This window comes from Burkholderia sp. S-53, assembly GCF_025560745.1.
Taxonomy (GTDB): Bacteria; Pseudomonadota; Gammaproteobacteria; order Burkholderiales; family Burkholderiaceae; genus Burkholderia; species Burkholderia pyrrocinia.
In genome coordinates this window covers 1859090-1881974 of sequence record NZ_CP090483.1, presented here as the reverse complement: position 1 = coordinate 1881974, position 22885 = coordinate 1859090, and the positions used below count along the sequence as shown (strand labels likewise).

Annotated in this window: 20 protein-coding genes and 1 riboswitch; of the genes, 8 read left to right on the top strand and 12 right to left on the bottom strand. The window is 69.9% G+C overall.

The features are described 5' to 3' along the window. The first annotated feature begins 83 nt into the window (after window positions 1-83). Window positions 84-275, top strand: a riboswitch (cobalamin riboswitch). A 134-nt stretch (window positions 276-409) separates the two neighbouring features. From cobG to cobJ, 4 genes are read left to right on the top strand one after another with little or no spacing between them, the layout of a single operon-like run. Next, window positions 410-1762 carry a precorrin-3B synthase gene (gene cobG, locus LXM88_RS13625; protein WP_318654675.1) on the top strand — a complete coding sequence of 451 codons (1353 nt, stop codon included), beginning with the start codon at window positions 410-412 and terminating at the stop codon, window positions 1760-1762. Next, window positions 1755-2381 carry a precorrin-8X methylmutase gene (locus tag LXM88_RS13620; RefSeq protein WP_096470918.1) on the top strand — a complete coding sequence of 209 codons (627 nt, stop codon included), beginning with the start codon at window positions 1755-1757 and terminating at the stop codon, window positions 2379-2381. Before cobG ends, LXM88_RS13620 begins: the two co-directional genes overlap by 8 nt. Next, entirely contained in the window at window positions 2378-3112 is a 735-nt protein-coding gene (locus tag LXM88_RS13615; protein WP_262531697.1) for a precorrin-2 C(20)-methyltransferase, read from the top strand. Before LXM88_RS13620 ends, LXM88_RS13615 begins: the two co-directional genes overlap by 4 nt. Further along, entirely contained in the window at window positions 3109-4824 is a 1716-nt protein-coding gene (gene cobJ, locus LXM88_RS13610; RefSeq protein WP_262531696.1) for a precorrin-3B C(17)-methyltransferase, read from the top strand. The genes LXM88_RS13615 and cobJ overlap by 4 nt, the downstream gene beginning before the upstream one ends. 6 nt (window positions 4825-4830) lie before the next feature. Here cobJ and LXM88_RS13605 read toward each other — a convergent pair whose 3' ends face one another. Further along, on the bottom strand, window positions 4831-6033 hold the full coding sequence (locus tag LXM88_RS13605) for an MFS transporter (RefSeq protein WP_262531695.1): 1203 nt from the start codon (window positions 6031-6033) through the stop codon (window positions 4831-4833). Window positions 6034-6127: 94 nt separating this feature from the next. Here LXM88_RS13605 and LXM88_RS13600 point away from each other — a divergent pair, with 94 nt between their 5' ends. Both LXM88_RS13600 and LXM88_RS13595 read left to right on the top strand, forming a co-directional pair. Continuing rightward, window positions 6128-7030 carry a LysR substrate-binding domain-containing protein gene (locus LXM88_RS13600; protein ID WP_262531694.1) on the top strand — a complete coding sequence of 301 codons (903 nt, stop codon included), beginning with the start codon at window positions 6128-6130 and terminating at the stop codon, window positions 7028-7030. Between the two features lie 267 nt (window positions 7031-7297). Next, the gene (locus tag LXM88_RS13595) at window positions 7298-8653 is read left to right on the top strand and encodes a chitinase (RefSeq protein WP_262531693.1); all 1356 of its coding nucleotides are present in this window, start codon (window positions 7298-7300) and stop codon (window positions 8651-8653) included. Between the two features lie 177 nt (window positions 8654-8830). Here LXM88_RS13595 and LXM88_RS13590 read toward each other — a convergent pair whose 3' ends face one another. The 4 genes from LXM88_RS13590 to LXM88_RS13575 all read right to left on the bottom strand — a co-directional run bounded on the left by LXM88_RS13590 (window position 8831) and on the right by LXM88_RS13575 (window position 13512). Next, window positions 8831-9574 (bottom strand): IclR family transcriptional regulator, encoded by a 744-nt coding sequence (locus tag LXM88_RS13590; RefSeq protein ID WP_262531691.1) that lies wholly within the window; start codon window positions 9572-9574, stop codon window positions 8831-8833. A 53-nt stretch (window positions 9575-9627) separates the two neighbouring features. Further along, complete coding sequence (locus LXM88_RS13585) at window positions 9628-10794, bottom strand: acyl-CoA dehydrogenase family protein (protein ID WP_262531690.1); 1167 nt, start codon at window positions 10792-10794, stop codon at window positions 9628-9630. 127 nt (window positions 10795-10921) lie between these two features. Beyond that, window positions 10922-12223: a CitMHS family transporter gene (locus LXM88_RS13580; RefSeq protein WP_262531688.1), complete on the bottom strand. Its 1302-nt coding sequence runs from the start codon at window positions 12221-12223 to the stop codon at window positions 10922-10924. Window positions 12224-12348: 125 nt separating this feature from the next. Next, window positions 12349-13512: a CaiB/BaiF CoA transferase family protein gene (locus tag LXM88_RS13575; protein WP_262531687.1), complete on the bottom strand. Its 1164-nt coding sequence runs from the start codon at window positions 13510-13512 to the stop codon at window positions 12349-12351. A 276-nt stretch (window positions 13513-13788) separates the two neighbouring features. On the opposite strand from LXM88_RS13575, the gene LXM88_RS13570 reads away from it, so the two are divergent. Together LXM88_RS13570 and LXM88_RS13565 are read left to right on the top strand one after the other, a co-directional pair. Continuing rightward, entirely contained in the window at window positions 13789-14013 is a 225-nt protein-coding gene (locus LXM88_RS13570) for a hypothetical protein (protein ID WP_262531685.1), read from the top strand. A 151-nt stretch (window positions 14014-14164) separates the two neighbouring features. Continuing rightward, a complete protein-coding gene (locus tag LXM88_RS13565; protein ID WP_262531684.1) occupies window positions 14165-14587 on the top strand; it encodes an NUDIX hydrolase in 423 nt (140 codons plus the stop codon). Between the two features lie 21 nt (window positions 14588-14608). Here LXM88_RS13565 and LXM88_RS13560 read toward each other — a convergent pair whose 3' ends face one another. The 7 genes from LXM88_RS13560 to cobW form a co-directional block, all read right to left on the bottom strand. Further along, entirely contained in the window at window positions 14609-14935 is a 327-nt protein-coding gene (locus LXM88_RS13560; protein ID WP_262531682.1) for a low molecular weight protein tyrosine phosphatase family protein, read from the bottom strand. 25 nt (window positions 14936-14960) lie between these two features. After that, window positions 14961-15533, bottom strand: coding sequence for a DUF1993 domain-containing protein (locus tag LXM88_RS13555; protein WP_262531681.1), 573 nt, complete (start codon window positions 15531-15533; stop codon window positions 14961-14963). A gap of 171 nt (window positions 15534-15704) precedes the next feature. Further along, on the bottom strand, window positions 15705-16157 hold the full coding sequence (locus LXM88_RS13550) for a YaiI/YqxD family protein (RefSeq protein WP_047900659.1): 453 nt from the start codon (window positions 16155-16157) through the stop codon (window positions 15705-15707). A 65-nt stretch (window positions 16158-16222) separates the two neighbouring features. Further along, entirely contained in the window at window positions 16223-16831 is a 609-nt protein-coding gene (locus LXM88_RS13545) for a vWA domain-containing protein (protein ID WP_262531678.1), read from the bottom strand. A gap of 68 nt (window positions 16832-16899) precedes the next feature. After that, a complete protein-coding gene (locus LXM88_RS13540; protein WP_262531676.1) occupies window positions 16900-17985 on the bottom strand; it encodes an ATP-binding protein in 1086 nt (361 codons plus the stop codon). Then, entirely contained in the window at window positions 17982-21791 is a 3810-nt protein-coding gene (gene cobN, locus LXM88_RS13535) for a cobaltochelatase subunit CobN (protein ID WP_262531675.1), read from the bottom strand. The genes LXM88_RS13540 and cobN overlap by 4 nt, the downstream gene beginning before the upstream one ends. Before the next feature lie 6 nt (window positions 21792-21797). Further along, the gene (cobW, locus tag LXM88_RS13530) at window positions 21798-22877 is read right to left on the bottom strand and encodes a cobalamin biosynthesis protein CobW (protein WP_262531673.1); all 1080 of its coding nucleotides are present in this window, start codon (window positions 22875-22877) and stop codon (window positions 21798-21800) included. Window positions 22878-22885: the final 8 nt, after the last annotated feature.

Genomic DNA, 22885 nt, shown 5'->3' with positions numbered 1-22885 from the left:
GGCCCGCCGGCGCCGGGCCGTCGTCCGTTTCGCCCGTCGCGAACGGCTTTCCGGTCGCGAACCGCGGTCGAAATCGGGTATCCTACGGCCGTTCGTTCGCCGGTGCCCCTCGGGGCCGAAGAGGGAACACAGGGCGCACCGCGCGCCGCTGTGGCTGCCCCCGCAACTGTAGACAGCGAGCCGATCTCCCCCCTCACGCCACTGGTTCGACCGGGAAGGCCGGGAGCCGGCGCCGACCTGTCAGCCAGGAGACCTGCCGGCCAGAAAGTGCGTGCGTGCCAGTCGGCGTCGGGCGGGGTGTACCGATGCGTTGGCCGCGGCGCGACACTGCCCCGGTACCCCGTTGAGTTCCGCCCCCGATTCGATTCCTGCGTCGCCTGTCGTGCGCCCTTCGGCCTGCCCGGGGCTCATGCGCGTCGTTGCGGCCGCCGACGGCGGGCTGTGCCGGATCAAGCTGCCGGGCGGCCGGCTCGATGCGCGCCAGGCGCGCGCGATCGCCGCCGCCGCACGGGCATACGGCTCCGGCGCGATCGACGCGACCAATCGTGCGAATCTCCAGCTACGCGGCATTCGCGACGGCGCGGCCGACGCGCTGACGCGCGCGTTGCTCGACGCGGGGCTCGGCCCGCGCGCCGCTGCCACCGCAAACTCGACCGCGGATTCAACCGCCGATGCGGCCGCGCTCGCCGCGAGCGACGACGTCCGCAACGTGATGCTCAGCCCGCTCGCCGGACATGACCCCGCCGCGCTCGTCGACAGCCGCGCGCTCGCCGTTCCGCTGCTCGACATGCTGGCAAGCGAGCCGCGCCGCGGCGAGCTGTCGCCGAAATTCTCGATCCAGCTCGACGGTGGCGAATCGGTCGCGGCGCTCGATCATCCGCACGACATCTGGCTCGCAGCATGGCGCCGCGACGACGGCGCGGTGCGCATCGCGGCCGGGCTGGCCGGTTGTCCGCCGATTGCATTCGACGATACGCCTGCTTCGGTCGATGTGTCGCCCGACCAGGGCGTAGCGCTCGTCCGCGCACTGCTGCTCGCGTTCCTCGATCTCGCGCCGGCCGACGTCACGCGGATGCGTGCGCTGCTCGCGACGTGCGGCGCACGCGCGTTGCTGGATCGCGCGCAGCACTACCTGCCCTTCCCGCTCACGGTCGATCCCGCGCTCGCAGGCTGGCGGCGCATGCGCTCCGATTCCGCACTGCGTTTCGGCGCGCGTCCGTCGCTCGACGCAGCGCGCTGCAGCGTCGGTGCGCAATTCGCGCTCGGGCGGCTCGACGCGACGCAACTGGAACGGCTCGCCGCATTGGCCGAAGCCGACGGCGACGGCATGCTGTCGATGACGCCGTGGCAAGGCGTGTTTATCCACGGCGTGTCGCACGCACGCGCACCGGCCACGCTCGACGCGCTCGCGTCGCTCGGCCTCGTCTGCGCATCGTCCGACCCGCTTGCGACGCTTGTCGCGTGCACCGGCAGCGCGGGCTGCGCGAAAGCGCACGCCGATACGAAACACGATGCGCTCGCGCTCGCCGCGCGCATCGGCCAACCGCTCGACGTGCACCTGACCGGCTGCGAGCGTCACTGCGCGCTGCCGCATCCCGCGACGCACACGCTCGTCGCGGTTGCCCCCGCGCACTACGACCTTTACCGGCGCGACGCCGCCGCGGGCCTCGGCGCCCCGCTCGCGCGCCATCTGACGATTGACCAGGCCGCGGCCCGACTGACGGGCGCACGGCATAGCCAGGACACCACCACCGATGCTTGACTACATTCGCGACGGGCAGGAAATCTACCGCCAGTCGTTCGCGACGATCCGCGCCGAGGCCGACCTGTCGCAGGTCCCGCCCGATCTCGAGAAACTCGCGGTGCGCGTGATCCACGCGTGCGGGATGGTCGATGTCGTCTACGACCTGCGCTTCTCGGCCGGCGCCGGCACTGCCGGCCGTACGGCGCTCGCGGCCGGCGCGCCGATCCTGTGCGACGCGAAGATGGTTGCCGAAGGCATCACGCGCGCGCGGCTGCCGGCCGGCAATCCCGTGATCTGCACGCTCGGCGAGCCGGAGGTGCCCGATCTCGCACGGCATCTCGGCAACACGCGCTCGGCCGCCGCGCTCGAACTGTGGCGCCCGCATCTCGCCGGCAGCGTCGTCGTGATCGGCAACGCGCCGACCGCGCTGTTCCACCTGCTCGACATGATCGATGCCGGCGCGCCGCGCCCCGCGCTGATCCTCGGGTTCCCGGTCGGCTTCATCGGCGCGGCCGAATCGAAGGCGATGCTCGACGCCGACAGCCGCGGCGTGCCGTACGTCGCGCTGCTCGGCCGGCGCGGCGGCAGCGCGATGGCGGCCGCCGCGGTCAACGCGCTCGCGACGGAGGTCGAATGACGACCGCGCGCGGACGCCTGTTCGGGGTCGGCGTCGGCCCCGGCGATCCCGAACTGATGACGATCAAGGCGCTGCGCGTGCTGCAGGCCGCACCCGTGGTCGCGTATTTCGTCGCGAAGGGCAAGAAAGGCAACGCGTACGGCATCGTCGAAGCGCACCTGCTCGACACGCAGACGCAACTGCCGCTTGTCTATCCGGTGACGACCGAGGCATTGCCGCCGCCGCTTTGCTACGAGACGGTGATCGCCGACTTCTACGATACGGCCGCCGAAATCGTCGCGGCGCACCTCGACGCGGGCCGCGACGTCGCGGTGATCTGCGAGGGCGACCCGTTCTTCTACGGCTCGTACATGTACCTGCACGACCGCCTCGCGCCGCGCTACGACACCGAGGTCATCCCGGGCGTGTGCTCGATGCTCGGCGGCACGGCCGTGCTCGGCCAGCCGCTCGTCTATCGCAACCAGAGCCTGTCGGTGCTGTCGGGCGTGCTGCCCGAACCCGAGCTGCGCGCGCGGCTCGCACAGGCCGACGCGGCCGTCGTGATGAAGCTCGGCCGCAATTTCGACAAGGTGCGGCGCGTGCTCGACGAACTCGGGCTCGCGAAGCGCGCGCTGTACGTCGAGCGCGCGACGATGGCGAGCCAGCGCATCGTGCCGCTCGACGAAGTCGACCCGATGGCGTCGCCGTATTTCTCGCTGCTCGTCGTGCCGGGGGAAAAATGGCAAGGATGACGACTCCGCCCGCGATCGTGATTCTCGGCGCCGGCGCGCTCGACACCGCGCGGCGCATCCAGGCGCGCTACCCGGGCGCCCGCGTGCACGGGCTCGCGTCGCGCGTCGATGCCGACGAGCCGTTCGACGAACTCGGCGCGCACCTGCGCGAACTCTATGCGCGCGGCTTGCCGATCGTTGCGCTGTGCGCGGCCGGCATCGTGATTCGCTGCGTCGCGCCCGCGCTGGCCGACAAGGGCGTCGAGCCGCCGGTGCTCGCGGTTGCGGAGGACGGCTCGGCCGTCGTGCCGCTGCTCGGCGGGCTGACGGGCGTCAACGTGATCGCGCGCGAAATCGCCGATTGGCTCGGCGTCGCGCCGGCGATCACGACGAGCGGAGAACTGCGCTTCGGCGCATGCGTGCTCAATCCTCCCGAAGGTTATGCACTCGCCGATCTCGCGCAGGGCAAGCGCTTCGTGTCCGACCTGCTCGCAGGCGCGTCGACGCGCATCGACGGCGCGGCGCCATGGCTCGACGATGTCGCGCTGCCGCGCGACGCCGCCGCAGCGCATGCGATCCGCGTGACGCCCGATGCATGGCGCGGCACGCGCGACGAACTCGTGATCCATCCGCGCAGCGTGGTGGTCGGTGTCGATGCGCATGCCGTGCACGCAGACGAAGCGCTCGCCGCGCGCATCGAAGCCGCGCTCGAAGCGCAAGGCCTCGCACGGCTGGCGCTCGCGGCCATCGTCGCGCCGGCGTCGGCGATCGGCGAAGCAGCGCTGGAGGATGCCGCACAAACGCTCGGCGTGCCGCTGCGCTTCGTCGATGTCGATGTCGACCCTCACGCAGAAGCCGACGCGGCGACGCTGCTCGGCCGCGCGTTGCGCGTCGCGCACACGCTGCGCGCCTCGTCGAACGGCCTCGCGTGCGCAGTCGCGTCGCAGCCGGTCGATCCCGCCACGCTCGGCCGCGCGCGCGGCCGCCTGACGGTGCTTGGCCTCGGCCCGGGCGGCGCTGCGTGGCTCACGCCGGCCGCGCGTGCCGCGCTCGACCAGGCGACCGACATCCTCGGCTACACGACCTACGTGACCATGGCCGGCCCGTTTCGCGACGACCAGCGCGTGCACGGCACCGACAATCGCGAAGAGATGCAGCGCGCGCGCCATGCGTTCGAACTCGCGGCCGAAGGCCGGCGCGTCGCGGTCGTGTCGTCGGGCGACCCCGGCGTATTCGCGATGGCCGCGGCCGTGCTCGAAGCGCTCGACGAAGCGCGCGACCCGCAATGGGCGACAGTCGACCTGCGCGTGGAACCCGGCATCTCGGCGTCGCTCGCGACTGCCGCGCAAGCCGGCGCGCCGCTCGGCCACGACTTCTGCGCGATCTCGCTGTCGGACAACCTGAAGCCGTGGGACGTGATCGAGACGCGCCTGCGGCATGCGGCGCAGGCCGATCTCGTGATGGCGTTCTACAACCCGATCTCGCGAGCGCGGCCGTGGCAGCTCGACCGTGCGCTCGATGTCGTGCGCGCGCATCGTGCGGCCGATACGGTGGTCGTGCTCGGGCGTGACATCGGCCGGCCGGGCGCGACACTCGCGACGACGACGCTCGGCGCGCTGCGCAGCGACCAGGTCGACATGCGCACGATGGTGATCGTCGGCTCGTCGACCACCCGGCGTTTCGCGCTCGACGGCGGACGCGAGTGGGTCTATACGCCGCGCTGGTATCGCTGAACGCGGCTAGCGCATGAACCGGGCGCCGCGCACGTCGGCATGCCCGGTGCCGGCCGCGCTGCCGGTTCGCCAGAACCGGTACACGAGCACGCCGACGATGGCCTGCGCAACGACGACGAACGCGACGCAGCCGGCCCATCCCCACCGATGCCAGCCGGGCACCGGCAGGATCGACCCGAGACTGCCGCCGAAGTAATAGCAGGACAGGTAGATGCCGATCGCCGTCGAGCGTGCCGTCGCAGCAGCCTGCGAGACGAACGCGTTGGCCGACGCCTGTTCGACGAACACGGCAGTCGAGCTGAGCGCGAGGCCGGCCAGGATCACCGGCACGCTGTCGGACAGCGTCAGCAATGCACCGCCGATCGCGCATGCAGCGGCCGCGAGCCCCGGTGCGCGCGGGCCGCGATGCCGCGCGACGCGCCCCGCGAGCGGCGTGACGACCACCGCCACCAGAAACACCGCATAGATCGCGCCGATCCCGACCGTGCCGAAGCCGAACGGCGCGCGGGCAAGCCGCAAACCGATGAACGTGAAGGTCGCGACCTGCGACGCGAGCACGCACGCGCCGATCGCGAACGATGCGAGCAGCGGGCCGCGCGTGACGATGCGCCACGGTGACCCCGCAGCGGATTCGTTGCCGGAACGCCGCGCGATTGCACCGGCCGCCGGCAGGCTCGCGTAAATCGCGATGCCCGTAACGAGACACAGCACCGCGACGATATCGAGCGCGTGCCGCCAGCCCCACATCGACGTCAGCAGGTTGGTCGCGAAGCGGCCCGCGAAACCGCCGAGCGTCGTGCCGGCGACGAACAGCGAACCGATCTCGGCCGACGTGCCGCGATCGAAACGTTCGCCGATATACGCGATCGACAGCGCAAAGACGAACGGCATGATCAGCCCGGCGGCAAAGCGCGCGCCGAGAAACGACGCGAAACTTGCCGCATGCGCGGACCACACGACCGGCAGCGCGACGGCCACCGCCGCGAGCGAAATCGCGACGCGCCGCTCGATGCGCGTGGCCAGCATGCCGACGAACGGCGCGATAATGGCGACGGCCGTCGTGGTCGCGCTCACGCCCTGCCCCGCGCGTTCCGCGCTGACGCCGAAGGTCGCCGCGAGTTCGTGCAGGATGCCCTGCGTCGAATAGAGATTGAGAAACGCGGCGAAGCCGCAAAGAAAGAACGCGATGCGCGTGATCCTGTCGTTCATCGGGGCGGCCCTGTCATCGATGACGACAGTCTGACGAGCGCGCCGCACACACGCCAATACCGTTTTCATCGCCATTGATACCGGAACGACAACAATGCTCGACCTGCGCCGCCTCCGTTATTTCGTGGTCGTCGCCGACGAACTGCACTTCGGCCGCGCGGCATTGCGCCTGCGCGTCGCGCAGCCGCCGCTGACGCGCCATATCGCCGCGCTGGAAAGCGAGCTCGGCGTCCGGCTGTTCGAGCGTTCGACGCGTGCGGTGCGGCTGACGCCGGAAGGCACGCTGTTTCTCGAGCATGCGCGCCACGTCGTCAGCGCGGCCGCCGAGGCCGAGACGAGCGCGCGCAAGATCGCGCAAGGCATCGCCGGGCGCATCGTGATCGGCTATGCGAGTTCGATCCCGATGTCCGACACGTTCCCTGGCGTCATCCGCGCCGCGAGCCGGACGATGCCCGACGTCGAGCTCGCGTTCCGCGAAGCGGCGACTGCCAGCCAGCGCCAGCAGATCGCGGACGGCACGATGGACATCGGCTTCGGCTGGGCGTGGGACGGCGCGCCCGGCGTAGCGGTTGCGTCGCTCGTCGCGTCGCGCGAGCCGCTGGTCGCGGCCGTGCCGGCCGGCAATCCGCTCGCGGGCCGCGCGAGCATCGACGTGGCGGAACTCGCTGACGAGACCTTTGTGACCTTCCCTCCCGGTTACGGTTCGGCATTGACCGCAGCGCTGGACGACCTGTGCGCGCAAGCCGGATTCGCGCCGCGGATCGGCGCGACCGCGGCGCAGATCACGACGCTCGTGTCGCTGGTGGCCGCCGAACAAGGCATCGCGATCGTGCCGGGTTTCACCGCGACGCTGCAGCGCCCGGGCGTCGTCTACGTGCCGCTCGCGGGTGCACGCGCGGTCGAGCAGATCGTGTCGTGGAGCGAGCCGTTTGCGTCGGCGTGCGTCGAACGCTTCGTCGCACTGGCGCGCGCGCTTGTACAAACTGCATCGGCGTAAGCGACGTTAACGACGTTAGCGACGCGCATCGAGCTTCACGCGATCGGCACGATCGATCGGGAAAATCGCCCGTCCGATGCACTGCGGAACGGTGTCGAATCGGCAAGATCGTTACGTATCGGGAATCAAATAACAAAAAGAACTCCTGACTATTCACTATTCGGCGCGAATCCTCCAAGATGGGCACGCCGCCGGCCGGGCATGCCCGGTCGTCCGCCCGGCGGCGATACGCGGGCCAGCGTATCCCTCTTCCACTTGGAGAACAGAATGAACAACAACGTGTTGCAGCGTTTCATCCCGCGTGCGCTTGCCGCGGGCTGTCTGCTCGCCGCCGCGAGCGTGTCGCAGGGCGCCGGCGTCTATGCACCGTTCGTCGACGTGACGCTCTATCCGACGCCGCTCGTCGACCAGATCGGCGTCCGGCAAGGCGTCCAGCAATTCACGCTCGCGTTCGTGGTCGCGGGCAACGGCTGTGCGCCGTCGTGGGGCGGCGTGCAGCCGATCGGCAACGGCGCGAGCGGCGGCCTGCTGACTGCGCTGTCGACGTCGATCGCGAGCTATCGCGCGAAAGGCGGCGAAGTTGCCGTGTCGTTCGGCGGTGCGAACGGCACGCCGCTGATGCAGGCCTGCTCGACGGTTCCCGCGCTGAAGACCGCCTACCAGACCGTGATCGACACGTACGGCCTCACGCATATCGACTTCGACATCGAAGGCGCGTCGCAGCAGGACACCGCCGCGGTCGCACGCAACTTCCAGGCCGTCGCGCAACTGCAGTCCGACTATGCGGCGAAGGGCAAGCCGCTGCACGTCACGCTGACGCTGCCGACGATGCCGACCGGGCTCACGCAGGACGGCGTGAACGTCGGCAACGCGGCGATCGCGAACAACACGACGTTCGACGCGGTGAACCTGATGACGATGGACTACGGCCCCGCGAACATCGACATGGGCGCGGCCGCGATCAGCGCCGCGCAGGCGCTGTACGCGCAGCTCGATACGGCGTTCAAGTCGGCGGGCCAGCCGAAGACCGGCGCGCAGCTCTGGCAGATGGTGGGGGTGACGCCGATGATCGGCGTGAACGACGTACAGGGCGAGACCTTCACGCTCGCGAACGCGCAAAGCGTGCTGAACGCGGCGGTCAACAACGGCTACGGATTCTTCGGCAACTGGTCGGTCGGCCGCGACCAGCCGTGCCCGAACAACGGCGCGTATGCGTCGCCGACCTGCTCGGGCGTCGCGCAGCAGCCGTACGCGTTCGCGGCGATCTTCCGCAAGCTCGACGGCAAGTGGGGCGCGGGCGTCACGCAGGACCCGAACTACGGCGGCGGCTCGGACGGCGGCACGCCGCAGCCGGGCGCGCCCTGGGTGGCCGGCCAGGTCTATACGGCCGGCGCGACGGTGACCTACCAGGGCACGACGTATCAGGCGCAATGGTGGACGCAGGGCGACGTGCCCGGCCAGGCGGCGGTGTGGAAACCGGTCGGCGGCGGTTCGCCCGTGTGGTCGGCCACGACCGCCTACCAGGGCGGCACGTGCGTGATGTACCAGGGCGCGAAATACTGCGCGAAATGGTGGACGCAGGGCGACAACCCGAGTGCCGGCGGCGTGTGGGTGAAGTCGTGATGATGCAACGCGCCGGCGCATGACGCGCGACGGGCCGTTTCCGGCGCGGCAGGATCGCACGCCGGAACGGCTCGTCATGCTTCGCCATGAAAAACGCCCCAAAGGTTGGATCGGCGCCCAACTTTTGGGGTGCAGTTCAGACTGCTGGCCCGCTGCCGGCCGTCGCGTGCCGCTGCCCTACCCGCGCGCGTGCTCGGCCAGCAGCCGCGCCTTCGCGTCGACGAGCAGCGCTGCATGTGCGTCGCGATGCTGGCGGATTCGCTCGGTCGGCCCGACGACCGACAGACCGTACCAGTCGCCATCGAGCGTCAGCGCAACCGCGATTGCCGACAGCTCGGGCGCGCTTTCGCTGAAGTTCTCGGCCCAGCCGAGTTCGCGAAACCGCGCGGTTTGCGCAACGAGCGCCGGCAGGTCGGCCACCGTCGCGTCGGTGAAGCGCTCGAACGGCAACTGCGCGCCGAGCGCCTGCTGCGCATCGCCGGCGAGTTCCGCGAAGATCGCCTTGCCGATCGAGTTCGCGTGCAGCGGCCGCAGTTCGCCCGGCTGGCGCGTATAGCGGATCGCCTGCTCCGACTCGACGACGTCGAGGTAGGTCACCGACAGCCCCTGGATCTTGCCGAGCACGGCCGTCTCGCGACTCGCGTCGCGCAGCGCGACGAGATGCGGATGCACGATGTCGACGACGGGATCGGTCGCATCGATTGCGGCCGCGATCGTCTGCAGGCGGCGCGTCGGGTAGTAGCCGCCGCGCTTGCGCACTTCGTACAGGTAGCCGCGGCTCACGAGCGTGCGCGCCATCGCGAGGCAGCTCGACGCCGGCACATTGAGCAGGCGCGCGAGTTCGGTGAGCGGCAGCGGCCGCCGTTCGGCGGCGAACAGCTCGAACAGGTCGAGCGTGCGGGCAACGAGTTTGACGTCCATGACGAGCGCTTGATTCGGAACGGGAAACCGCGCGCCGGGCGGGCCGCCGCGCGTCAGTAGGACTTCGGCAGCCCGAGCACCTTCTCCGCGATGTAGCACAGGATCAGTTGCGGACTCACGGGCGCGAGCCTCGGAATCATACACTCGCGCAGGTAGCGCTCGACGTGGTATTCCTTCGCGTAGCCCATCCCGCCGTGCGTCGCGATCGCCGTCTGGCACGCGTGGAACGCGGCTTCCGCGCCGAGGTATTTCGCCGCGTTCGCCTCCGCGCCGCACGACTGCCCCGCGTCGTAGCGCGTCGCGGCCTTCATCACCATCAGCCATGCGGCCTCGAGCTGCATCCACGCCAGCGCGAGCGGATGCTGGATCGACTGGTTCTGCCCGATCGGCCGGCCGAACACGACGCGCTCGCACGCATACTGCGTCGCGCGGCGCAGCGCGGCCTGCCCGAGCCCGATCGCCTCCGCGGCGATCAGGATCCGTTCGGGATTCAGCCCGTGCAGCAGATAGCGGAAGCCATCGCCTTCGTTGCCGATCAGGTCGTCGTGCGACACGCGCAGGTTGTCGATGAACAGCATGTTGGAATCGACGGCCTTGCGGCCCATCTTCTCGATCTCGCGCACCTCGACGCGCGAGCGGTCGAGATCGGTGTAGAACAGGCTCAGCCCGTCGGTCGGTTTCGCGACCTGGTCGAGCGGCGTCGTGCGCGCGATGATCAGCATCTTGTTCGCGACCTGCGCGGTCGAGATCCAGATCTTGCGCCCGCTCAGTACGTAGTGATCGCCGTCGCGGCGCGCCTGCGTGGTCAGGTGCGTGGTGTCGAGGCCCGCGTCGGGTTCCGTCACCGCGAAGCAGGCCTTGTCGCACCCGGCGATCAGCGGCGGCAGGAAGCGCGCCTTCTGCGCGTCGTTGCCGAACACCTGCACAGGGTTCAGCCCGAAGATGTTCATGTGGACGGCCGACGCGCCGGACAGGCCGGCGCCCGACGCGCTGATCGTGCGCATCATCAGCGCGGCCTCGGTCATTCCGAGCCCGGCGCCGCCATGGGCCGGGTCCATCGCGATGCCGAGCCAGCCGGCCTCGGCGAGCGCCGCGTGGAAATCGTCCGGAAACCCGCCCGCGCGATCGCGTTCGAGCCAGTAGTCGTCGCCGAAGCGCGCGCAGATTTTCTCGATCGCGCTTTCGATCGCGCGCTGGTCGTCGGTCAGGTCGAACTGCATGGACTGCTCTCCGGGAAAAGGTGAACGGCCGCGCCGTTCTCAAGAAAACGCCGAGCCGCTCCGAGGTTTCCGCCTCGAAGGAAGTCCCCTCGGGGCGCCCGGCGCGACGCGACAGGTGTGGCGGCGCTCATAACGGAAACACGCCCGTCGCGACCGCGGCGAAGACCATCAGCACGGTGGCGGCGAACAGGAACGGAATCGTGAATTTCTGGTGCTCGGCGAGTTCGACGCCGGTCAGGCCGACGATCAGGAACGTCGCGGGCGTGAGCGGGCTCACCGGGAAGCCCGTCGTCATCTGGCCGAGCAGCGCGGCCTGCGCCATCTGGATCGGCGGCACGCCGAGCAGCTTGCCGCTTTCCGCGAGCACCGGCAGCACGCCGAAGTAGAACGAATCGGGGTCGAACAGCAGGCTGAGCGGCATCGACAGCAGCCCGAGCACGAACGGCATGTGGCGCGCATGCTCGACCGGCACATGGGCGACGACGACTTCCGCCATCGCCTTCAGCATCCCGGTGCCGGACATGATGCCGGTGAACGCGCCGGCCGCGAGCAGCACGCTCGCCATCATCAGCGCGGCCTTCGCATGCGCATCGATCCGCTCGCGCTGCGCCTGCACGTCCGGGTAGTTGATCACGAGCGCGGCGACCGTGCCGAGCATGAACATCACCATCGGGTCGACGATGCCCGACACCAGCGTGACGAGCACGACGAGCGTCAGCGCCAGGTTGATCCGGAAGCGGCCGGGCCGGCGCAGCGCGCGTTCGGCGTCGGTCAGCTCGCGCGGTGCGACCGCGAGCGACGCCGCGCCGGCGCGATCGAGCCCGAGCCGTTTCGCCTCGCGCGCGCCGAGTACGTACGCGGTGCCGAACACGAACACGAGCCCGACGATCTGCACCGGAATCATCGGCATGAAGATCGCCGAGCCGGGAATGTGCAGCGCCGCCGACGCGCGCAGCATCGGCCCGACCCACGGCAGGAAGTTGACGCCGGCCGCCATCGATGCCACGCACGCGAGGATGCGTCGATCCATCCCGAGCCGCGTATAGAGCGGCATCATCGCGGGCAGCGTGACGAGAAACGTGACGGCGCCCGAGCCGTCGAGATGGATCAGCAGCGCGAGCAATGCCGAGCCCATCACGATGCGCGGCGGATGGCAGCCGATCACGCGCAGCACGCCCGCGATGATCGGGTCGAGCATCCCCGCATCGGTGAGGATTCCGAAAAATAGAATCGCAAAAACGAACATCCCGGCGATCGGGCCGATGTTCTGTACGCCGTGCACGATGAACTTGCCGGTCGCCAGCCCGAAACCGGCCGCGAGCGACGCGGCCACCGGCACGACGATCAGCGCGACGAGCGGCGACAGCCGCTTCGTGATGATCAGGCCGAACAGCGCGACGATGGCGATCGCGCCGATCCATGCGAGCATGATGCGTCTCCTCTTCAGCCGGTGCGTCCGTGCGCGGGCCGGCGTGGTGTCCGAACGGGGTGTGCGGCCTGCGCGTCCGTGCGCCGCCGTCGGGCGCGCGGCACGGCCGGCGGCCGCGATGCCGGTCAGTCCCGGCGGGTGTCGCGATCGTTGTCGGCTTGGGCGAAGACCTGCGCCGCATGTTCGTTCAGCGCGGGCGGCGGCCGCCGGTACGTGGCCGGCGTGCGGCCGAGCTTGATCGGCGACGCGATGCCGCGATGCCGGCCCAGCTCGACCTTCATCTCCCGATGCGCGACATGCGGATGATCGAGCGCCGCGTCGAGCCCGAGCACGGGCGCGCACGGCACGCCGCGGCGCATCAGTTGCTCGGCGAGCGCCGCGCCGTCGTGTCCGGCCAGCGCCGTTTCGAGCAGCGCGCGCAGCGCGGCGCGGTTCGCGCTGCGCGCGCGGTTGTCCGCGAAACGCGGATCGGCGGGCCAGTCGCGCGTGCCGAGCACGTCGCACAGCGCCGCGAACTGCCCGTTGTTGCCGACCGCGAGAAAGATGTCGACGGTGGCGGTCGGAAAGCTGTCGTACGGCGTGATGTTCGGATGCGCATTGCCGGTGCGCACGGGCGCGTTGCCCGAATGGAAGTAGTTCGGCGTATGCGGATGCAGGATCGACAGCGCGCAGTCGAACAGCGTCGATTCGACGAACTGGCCGCGGCCGCTCGCGTCGCGTTCGCGCAGCGCCATCAGCACGCCGAGCGCCGCGTTCAGCCCGGTGACGAGATCGACGATCGGCACGCCGACGCGCAGCGGCGCGCCGCCGGCTTCGCCATTGACGCTCATCAGCCCCGCGAGCGCCTGCACGGCCGCGTCGTAGCCGGGCAGCCCGCCGAGCGGGCCGTCCGCGCCGAAGCCCGACACGCGGCAATGGACGAGGCGCGGAAACCGCGCATGCAGCGCGTCGAAACCGAGCCCCCAGCGCTCCATCGTGCCGATCTTGAAGTTCTCGACGACGGCATCGGCATGTTCGAGCAGGCCGAGCAGCCGCTCGCGGTCGTCCGGTTGCGACAGGTCGAGCGCGACGCCGAGCTTGTTGCGGTTGACGCCGAGGAAGTACGACGCGGTGTCGCCGTCGAACGGCGGGCCCCATGTGCGCGTCTCGTCGCCGGACGGCGGTTCGACCTTGATCACTTCCGCGCCGTGGTCGGCGAGGATCTGCGTCGCGTACGGGCCGCCCAGCACCCGCGACAGATCGACGATGCGCAATCCCGCCAGCGCGCCCTGCTGCTCCCGTTCCGCCATGCGTCTCGCTCCTGGTTCCGGTTGATCGGACTGCCGGTTCCGGCAGGCCGGCGCCTGCGGCGCGACGTTCCGGATCAGGCAAATAATTCTTGTGTGTGAATTTATATTCACACTCAGGAATTATATTGTCAAGCCCGGATGCACCCGGCCGACGCGTGGATAACGCCGCCGGACGCAAGTGGGGACGACACCGAACGCGGGCTGGTTGCGGCGTCGCCCCGCCGTTCGTTAAGCTGACGAAAATCGTTCATCTCGAAAAAATCAGGCGGAATATTCATGAAACGGATCTTGCTGACGGCCTTCATGCTGGCGTCGACGCTGGGCGTCGGACACGCGCAAACCCAGACTTTCCATTTCGGCGAAGGACAGACGGGGACCCCGGACGCACGGCCCGCGCCCGCGCACCGGCACGCGCCGCCGCCTCACCGGCGCGCCGTCCACAAGCGCCGTCAGCCGCGCCACGCGAAGCCGACGCGCAGCGGGATCTACACGCACGCGTAACCCGGCGCGGGCGGCGCCTGCGCGATGCACGGAACTGTCACGAACGGCCGGTAAGATCGGTGCGGCTGCCTGCATGCCGTCGCGGCCCGCGGCCGGACCACGAACCGCCGACGCGCAATTTCTCCACGATTCAGCACCTGTTTTGCCGAACATGAGTACCGGGCCGGATACCCTCGCCGTCATCAAGGAACGCGCCACGATCGTGTGCCGCCAGCGCAGCAGCGTGCTGCTGGTCGCCCGCACCGCGGCGCGCTGGTCGCTGCCGGGCGGTACGATCCGGCGCGGCGAGACGCCGCTCGAGGCCGCGCAGCGGGAACTCGCGGAGGAAACGCGGCTGGAGGGGCTTGCGCTCGACTATGCGGTGCAATTCGGCGGATTGACGAAGCTGCATCACGTGTTCGTGGCCGACGTGCCGGCGCACCTGACGCCGCGCGCGAGCAACGAGATCGCCCGCTGCAAGTGGTTCACCGTCGACCGGCTCAACACGCTCCGTGCGAGCGTGCCGACGCGCAAGATCATCGAACTGCTGCGCCTCGACTGCTTTTCGGCGATCGCGAACGGCCCGCTGCGCTGACGCCGATGTCGCCTGCGCCGGTCACGCGCGCAGGAACGGGCCGGCCTTGCGTTCGAGCAGCGCGACGAGTTCGGGCTGCATGAACGCGTAACGGTCGGGGATGTCGAGGCAGACGACCTTCTTCTGCTTCAGCCGGGCGCCGAATTGCGCGGACAGTCTCGCCTTGTGCGCGCGCTCCATCACGAAGACGATGTCGGCCCAGTCGAGCTGTTCTTCGGACAGGCGCGTGTCCGCGTCGGGCGCGAGGCCCGCGGAGTCGGTCTCGACACCCGGCCACGCGGCGAATACCGCTTCGGCCGTCGGGCTGCGCAGCCGGTTGCGGCTGCAGATGAACAGTGCCCGTGTCATGCGGCGTCGCGGCGTGCCTGCCCGTTCAACCCTGAGGAATCGTGCCGGGCCGCACGTACGCGAGCATGTGCGGCACGTAGTCGGCCTTGCCGAGCTCGACGCCGTGATGGCGCAGGATCGCGTACGCGGCGATCGCGTGGAAGTAGAACTGCGGCAGCGCCCAGTCGCGCGCGTACTGCTCGCCGGTCATGTCGAACGCGATCCCGTTCGGCATGTCGAGCGCGATCGGCCGCGCGGCGCCGCCATCGAGCGCATCCGGTGCGAGTTCGCCGAGAAACGCGAGCGTGCCGGCGATGATCGCCTGCGCGTCGCTCAGCGTGCCGGGCTGCGCATCCGCATTCCATCCGGCTTCACGCAATGCCAGCAATGCGGCCGGCAGCGGCTCGGCGCGCAGCCGGTAGACCGGCTCCATCGCCTGGAAACACGAGAAGCGCACCTGTGCGGCGAGCGGATACATGTCGGCCGCCAGCTTCAATGTCATCGCCGCATCGGGCTCGGCGCCCGCGGCCTGTCGATGCGAGACAGCCTTGTCGAGCCACGCGGACTGCGCGCGCAGCATCTGGGTGAACGTCGGAACGAGAAGTTGGGTCGGTGACACGCGTGCACTCCTGTGTGGTGGTTCGCGCCACGATATCAGCGTCGGAACAAACCTGCATCCCCGTGTGGCCGGCGCACACTGCCCGACGCGGATCCGCAGACTTGTCCGATGGCGCGTGCGAGCGTTCCCGCACGCGGGACGATCGATGGTGGAGCCCGCCCGAACGCAGCGTCACGGCTTGCCGTGTCGTGCCAGGAAGCGATCGAGTTGCGATGCAAACGTCTTGCCGTCGCGCGCGCTGAACGGTGCCGGCCCGCCCGTGTCGATGCCCGCGCTGCGCAGCTGATCCATCATCGCCCTCGTCGACAGGCGTTCCTCGATGTTCTCGCGGCTGAACCAGTTGCCGCGCGGGTCGAGCGCGTGCGCGCCCTTGTCGAGGACGGCGGCGGCCAGCGGGATGTCGGCGGTGATCACGAGGTCGCCGGCCTCGGCCAGCTCGACGATGCGTGCGTCAGCGACGTCGAAGCCGGCCGGCACCTGCACCGCCTTGATGAACGGCGACGGCGGCGTGCGCAGAAACTGGTTCGCGACCAGCGTCACGCAGATTTCGGCACGACGCGCGGCGCGAAACAACATGTCCTTGATGACGGCGGGACACGCGTCGGCATCGACCAGTACTTGCATGGCGGGTTTTCCAAAGGGGAGAAGCAGAAGCGGCGATCATATCGCACCGCCGGCACGCGGCCCGATCAGCCGGCGAGGTCCGTGCAAAGCGCATCGGCCATCACCCACTGCGCGCCCCAAGCAGCGGCGAGTCGTGCGCCCTGCCCGATCCGCACGGCCGCGTCGTCGAAGTCGACGAACACGACGTGATCGGCCGCCGCGGGTTTCGCCGGCGCTTCGCGCGTGCGCCCGTCGGACAGCACCCACAGCCAGCGCTGCTTGTCGGGCGTGCGCCGCGCATTGCGCGCGAGCAGGTTCGCGGCGGCCGCGATGCCGTCCTCGAGCGGCGTGCCGCCGCCGCCGTCGACCGGTTCGAGCCAGCGCGCATTCCACCAGCGCGGCACGGCCGGGCCGAAGCGCCGCGCGGCGCCGTTGCCGCCGAAGCAGATCAGCGCGGTTTCGACGCGGTCGCGCGCCGCGCGATCGAAATACGCGACGATCAGCCCCTTCGCCAGCGCGAGCCGGTCGTGCGATAGCATCGACGCCGAACAGTCGAGCACGAAGCAATGCAGCGCGTGCGGCGTGCCGGCCCGTTTCCGGAAGCGCAGATGGCCATGGTGCAGCGAATCGCCGCGTTTCGCGGCGAGTGTCGCCGGCCACGCAACGGCCGTACCGGCGCGCGCCGTGCCCGGCACGCGCGCGGCTGCGCCTGACTGCCATCGAGGACCGCGAACGGCGTTCGCGGCGGCGCCTGCTCGATGGCTCAGCGTTTTTTTAGCGGCAGCGGCACCACGCTTTTCACGTCGCGCAGCCCGGCGGGTTCGGGCGGCAGGTAGCCCCAGTCGCCCTGCGATGCGGCGGTGTCGTTCTTTGTCGCTTCCGGTTGGTCTTGCGGCCGCTGGCGCGCATCCGGCGGTGAACGATCGTTGCGATCGTCACGTTCGCCGCCCGGCTGCGACGCGCCGGAAGATGGCGGCGTACCCGCATGGCGCCGGTGCCGCAGCACCGCTTCGGCTACACGTTCCACATGCGACACCGTCACCGCATCGGCCCGTTCCAGCGCGGCGAGTGCGCGCGCGGCGCGCAGCATCACGAGATCGGCGCGCAGCCCGTCGACGGCCGCATCGATGCACAGCGCGCTGACGCGCGCATGGACCGCATCGTCGAAATCGAGCATCGCCAACCGCGCGCGCGCCGCATGAATCCGGTCGCCAAGTTCGCGCTGCGCGGATGCATGACGTGCGCGAAACGCGTCCGGATCGAGATCGAATGCAAGCCGCGCCTTCACGATCCGCTCGCGCTGCGCGGCATCGAAGCAGTTCTCGAGTTCGACCATCAGCCCGAAGCGGTCGAGCAACTGCGGACGCAGCTCGCCCTCCTCGGGATTCATCGTGCCGACCAGCACGAAGCGCGCGTCATGCGCGTGCGATACGCCATCGCGCTCGACGATGTTCACGCCGCTCGCGGCGACGTCGAGCAGCGTATCGACGAGCCCGTCGGCAAGCAGGTTCACTTCGTCGACATACAGCACGCCGAGATGCGCGCGCGCCAGCAGGCCCGGCCGGAAGCGCACGCCGTTTTCGGCCAGCGCATGCGCGAGGTCGAGCGTGCCCGTCACCTGTTCGTCGCTCGCCGACAGCGGCAGCGTGACGAACTGCCCTTCGGGCAGCAGCTCCGCGAGGCCGCGCGCGGCGGTCGATTTCGCGGTGCCGCGCGGCCCGCTCACCAGCACGCCGCCGAGCGACGGATCGATCGCGGCGAGCAGCAGCGCCTGCTGCAACTCGTCCTGCGCGACGAGCGCCGCAAACGGAAAGACCGCTCGTGCGCGGTGCAGTGTCGGATCGGTCATCGCCGTCCCCCTTCCTGGAGTTGTTCGCTCGCGAGCCAGACCGCTTCGATCCGTTCGCGATAGTCGCCCGGCTGCTGCCACAAGCCGCGCTGGATCGCCTCGACGAAGCGTTCGCAGATGCCGTGCAGCGCCTTCGGGTTGTGCCGTTCGACGAACGCGCGCGTGTCGTCGTCGAACAGGTACGCGTCGGCGACGAGCGCGTACTGGTGGTCGGACAACACGCGCGCGGTCGCGTCATAGCCGTACAGGTAGTCGACGGTCGCGGCCATCTCGGCCGCGCCCTTGTAACCATGGCGCTTCACGCCGTCGAGCCATTTCGGGTTGACGACGCGCGAGCGGATCACGCGCGCGATCTCCTCGCGCAGCGTGCGCATCTTCGGCGCGACCGGGTTCGCATGGTCGCCGTGATAGATGCTCGGCTGCTGCCCGGACAGGTGCCGCACGGCCGCCGTCATCCCGCCTTGGAACTGGTAGTAGTCGTTCGAATCGAGGATGTCGTGCTCGCGGCTGTCCTGGTTCTGCACGACGACGTCGATCGTCGCCAGCCGCTCGCCGAACACGTCGGCCGCGGCGTCGCCCGCGCTGTTCTGTGCGTAAACATGGCCGCCCCACTGGCGGTATGCCTCCGCGAGATCGGCGTCGCTCTGCCAGCGACGCTGGTCGATCAGGTCCTGCAGGCCCGCGCCGTAGCTGCCCGGCCGCGCGCCGAACACGCGCCAGCCGGCGCGGCGCCGCGCTTCGTCGGGCGCCACGCCCTGCGCGATCCATTTCGCGCGTTCGCGCTCGATGCGCGCGCGGACCGGATTCAGCGCCTCGGGTTCGTCGAGTGCGGCGACGGCCTGCACGGCCGCGTCGAACAGGTGCATCAGGTTCGGGAACGCATCGCGGAAGAAGCCCGATACGCGCAGCGTCACGTCGATGCGCGGCCGGTCGAAGATCTCGATCGGCAGGATCTCGAAGTCGGTCACGCGATGGCTGCCGTGCGCCCATTTCGGCCGCACGCCGAGCAGCGCGAACGCCTGCGCGATGTCGTCGCCGCCCGTGCGCATCGTCGCCGTGCCCCACACGGACAGGCCGATCGCGCGCGGATAGTCGCCGTGATCCTGCAGGTGCCGCTCGATCAGTTGCTGCGCGGATTTCAGGCCGAGCGACCACGCGGCCTGCGTCGGCACCGCACGCGTGTCGACCGAGTAGAAGTTGCGGCCGGTCGGCAGCACGTCGGGACGGCCGCGCGACGGCGAACCGCTCGGCCCCGGCGGCACGAAACGGCCGTCGAGCCCGCGCAGCAGCTGGCGCATTTCCTCGCCGCCGCATGCGTCGAGCGCAGGCATCAGCGTCGAGCGGACGCGTTCGATCACCGCGAGCGTATGCGGCCATTCGCCGGGCGGCGTCGCGTCGATGCCGGCGTTGCCGCCGGCGGCTGCACACAGCCCGTCCAGCCATTGCTGCGCGAGCCGTTCGAGCCGCTCGCGCGTATCGCCCGCATGACGCCACGGCGATCCATCGAGCGCCTGCAGGACCGCCGGGCGCGGGCCGGCCCACGGCGCGGCCCAGTCGGCCGACAGCGGATCGAAATCGTCGCCGAGCATCAGGTCGCGCGCGAGCGCGCCGATCAGCCCCGCGCGTGTGCCCTTGCCGTCGCCGACCGGAAAGCGCGCGAGCGCGAGCAGCGTGTCGCGCCGCTGGCGATCGGCCGGCGATACGCCGAACACGTGCAGCCCGTCGCGAATCTGCGCTTCCTTCAATTCGCACAGCCATGCGTCGACGCGCGTCAGCAGCGCATCCTCGTCGCCCGCGTCGCGCGGCGGCGATACGCTCAGTTCGTCGTGCAGCCGGTGTTCGGCGATCGTCGCGAGGATCGTTTTCCTCAGAAGCTTCGCGCGCCGCGCATCGACCATCAGCGCTTCGTAGTATTCGTCGACCTGCCGCTCGAGATCCTGCAGCGGGCCGTAGTTTTCCGCGCGCGTGAGCGGCGGCATCAGGTGATCGACGATCACCGCCTGCGCGCGCCGCTTCGCCTGGCTGCCCTCGCCCGGATCGTTGACGATGAACGGATACAGGTGCGGCAGCGGCCCGAGCGTCAGGTCGGGCCAGCATGCGTCGGACAGCGCGACGCTCTTGCCCGGCAGCCATTCGAGATTGCCGTGCTTGCCGAGATGGATCACCGCGTCGATGCGGTACGCATCGCGCAGCCAGAAATAGAACGCGAGATACGCATGCGGCGGCACGAGATCCGCGTCGTGGTAGCTCGCGTAGTCGTTCTCGCCGCGCGAGCGCGACGGCTGGATCCCGACGAACACGTTGCCCGCGCGCCAGCCGGCGATCGTGAAACGCCCGTGGCGTAGCGTCGGATCGGCTTCGGGCGGCCCCCAGCGCTCGTTCAGCGCATCGCGCACGGCGGCCGGCAGCCGCGCGAAATGCGCGACGTAGTCGGCCAGCGCGAAACTCTGGAACGCCGGGCGCAGCGCATGCACGGCAGCGTCGTTGGTCACGCCTTCGGTGAGCCGCGCGATCAGCGCGTCGCCGTCGGGCGGCAGGTCGGCCACCGTGTAGCCCGCATCGCGCAGCGCCGCGAGCACGCGCAGCGCGGACGCCGGCGTGTCGAGCCCGACGCCGTTGCCGATCCGCCCTTCGCTTTGCGGATAGTTCGCGAGGATCAGCGCGACGCGCTTGCTCGCGTTGTCGAGCGTGCGCAGCCGGCACCAGCCGCGCGCGAGTGCCGCGACGAACGCGATCCGCTCCGCGTCCGGCTGGTAGCGCACGACGTCGACCTCGGTATGCGGGCAACGATACGCGAGCCCCTTGAAGCTCACCGCGCGCGTGACGATGCGCCCATCGACCTCGGGCAACGCGATATGCATCGCGATGTCGCGCGCATGCAGGCCCTGGTTGTCGGCCACCCATGCGTCGCGATTGCCGCCGGACAGGATCACCTGCAGCACCGGCGCGTCGCCGGCGAGCACGTCCGGCTCGGCGGCATCGATCGCGCCGGCCGCGAACGCGGTCGTGTTCAGCACGAGCGCGACGCCGTGCGTGTCGCAGAGCTGCGTGATGACCTCGCGGCTCACCGCGTCCTTCAGCGACGTCACGGCGATCGGCAGCGGATTCAGCCCTTCCCGAACGAGCGCGTCGGCCAGCGCGTCGAACACCGCCGTGTTCGCGGCCTGCCAGTGCGCGCGATAGAACAGGATCGCGACGACCGGCGCGCCGGGCGTCCAGCGCGGCCGCCAGTCGTCGACGCTCGCGCGGTCGCGCGCCGGGTGATACAGCGCGGCGGCCGGCAGCGGGCGCGGCAGCTCGGGTTCGTCGCCGAAGCCGAGCGTATGGAATGCGATGCTGCGCAACAGCGCGTCGGCATTGTGCACGCCGCCTTCGCGCAGGTAGCGCCACCACAGCCGGCACAGCTCGGGCACGACCGTGCTCTTCGCGACGAGGTTCGGGTCTTCCTGCAGGTCGCCCGAGAACATCGCGAGCTGCTGTCCGCGCTTCGACGCGAGCGACACGGCCTGTTCGATCCCGTACGGCCAGTACGCTTCGCCGCCGAGATGATCGATCACGACCGTCTTCGCGTGGCGCAGCACGTCGTCGACATAGAAATCGACGGACGCCGGCTGCCGCAGGAACGTGACGTTCGCAAGCCGCACGCTCGGGAAGCCGTCCGGCAGTTGCGGCACGACGCTCGCGAGCAGCGACAGCGTGGTGTCGGCCGAACTCAGGATCACGATGTCGGCCGGTTGCTGGTCGATCCGGACGACGCCCTGCGTATCGTCGACGAAGCCGCCCGGCGTGGTGCGCAGCAGATGCATCGTGCGTTACGCCTGTTGCGGTTCGGCCGCGCACGCGGCGTCGAACGCGCGTTGCAGCGCGGCCGCGTCGAGATCCTCGCCGATCAGCACGAAGCGGCTCGCGCGCGTTTCGCCGTCCTGCCAGCGACGGTCGAAGTAGCTGTCGAAGCGGCGGCCGACGCCCTGGATCACGAGCCGCATCGGCGCGCCGGGCAATGCGGCGAAGCCCTTCGCGCGGTAGATCGTGTGCGCTTCGACGACGCGCTGCAGCGCGGCGATCGTCGCTTCGCGCGAGCCCGCGTCGCCCGACACGACCACCGAGTCGAAATCGTCGTGATGGTGGTCGTGATCGCCGTCTTCGGCCGAGCCGTGATGGTCGTGGCGCAGGTGGATCGTTTCCTCCGACGCCGATTCGAGGCCGAGCAGCATCGCGAGGTCGAGCTCGCCGCGCGTCGCACGCACGATCTTCACCTGCGGCGGGATCTCGTCGCGGATCGCGGTTTCGATCTGCGCGAACTGCGCGTCGCCGACGAGATCGGCCTTGTTCACGATCACGAGATCGGCGGACGACAGCTGGTCGGCGAACAGTTCGTGCAGCGGCGATTCGTGGTCGAGGTTCGGGTCGGCGCGGCGCTGCGCGTCGACGGCCAGCGGGTTTTCCGCGAACTGGCCGCTCGCGGCGGCCGGCCCGTCGACGACGGTCACGACCGCGTCGACCGTGAAGCTGTTGCGGATCGTCGGCCAGTTGAACGCCTGCACGAGCGGCTTCGGCAGCGCGAGCCCCGATGTCTCGATCAGCACGTGATCGATGTCCGCACGGCGCTCGACGAGCGCTTCCATCACCGGATAGAACTCTTCCTGCACGGTGCAGCACAGGCAGCCGTTCGCGAGTTCGTAAAGCTGGCCCGCCGCTTCGTCCTGCGCGTCGTCGCAACCGATGCCGCAGCCCTTGAGGATTTCGCCGTCGATGCCGAGTTCGCCGAATTCGTTGACGATCACCGCGATGCGGCGGCCTTCGGCGTGCTGCAGGATGTGGCGCATCAGCGTCGTCTTGCCGCTGCCGAGAAAGCCCGTGACGATGGTAACGGGCAGCTTGCGTAGGGTCATGGAATATC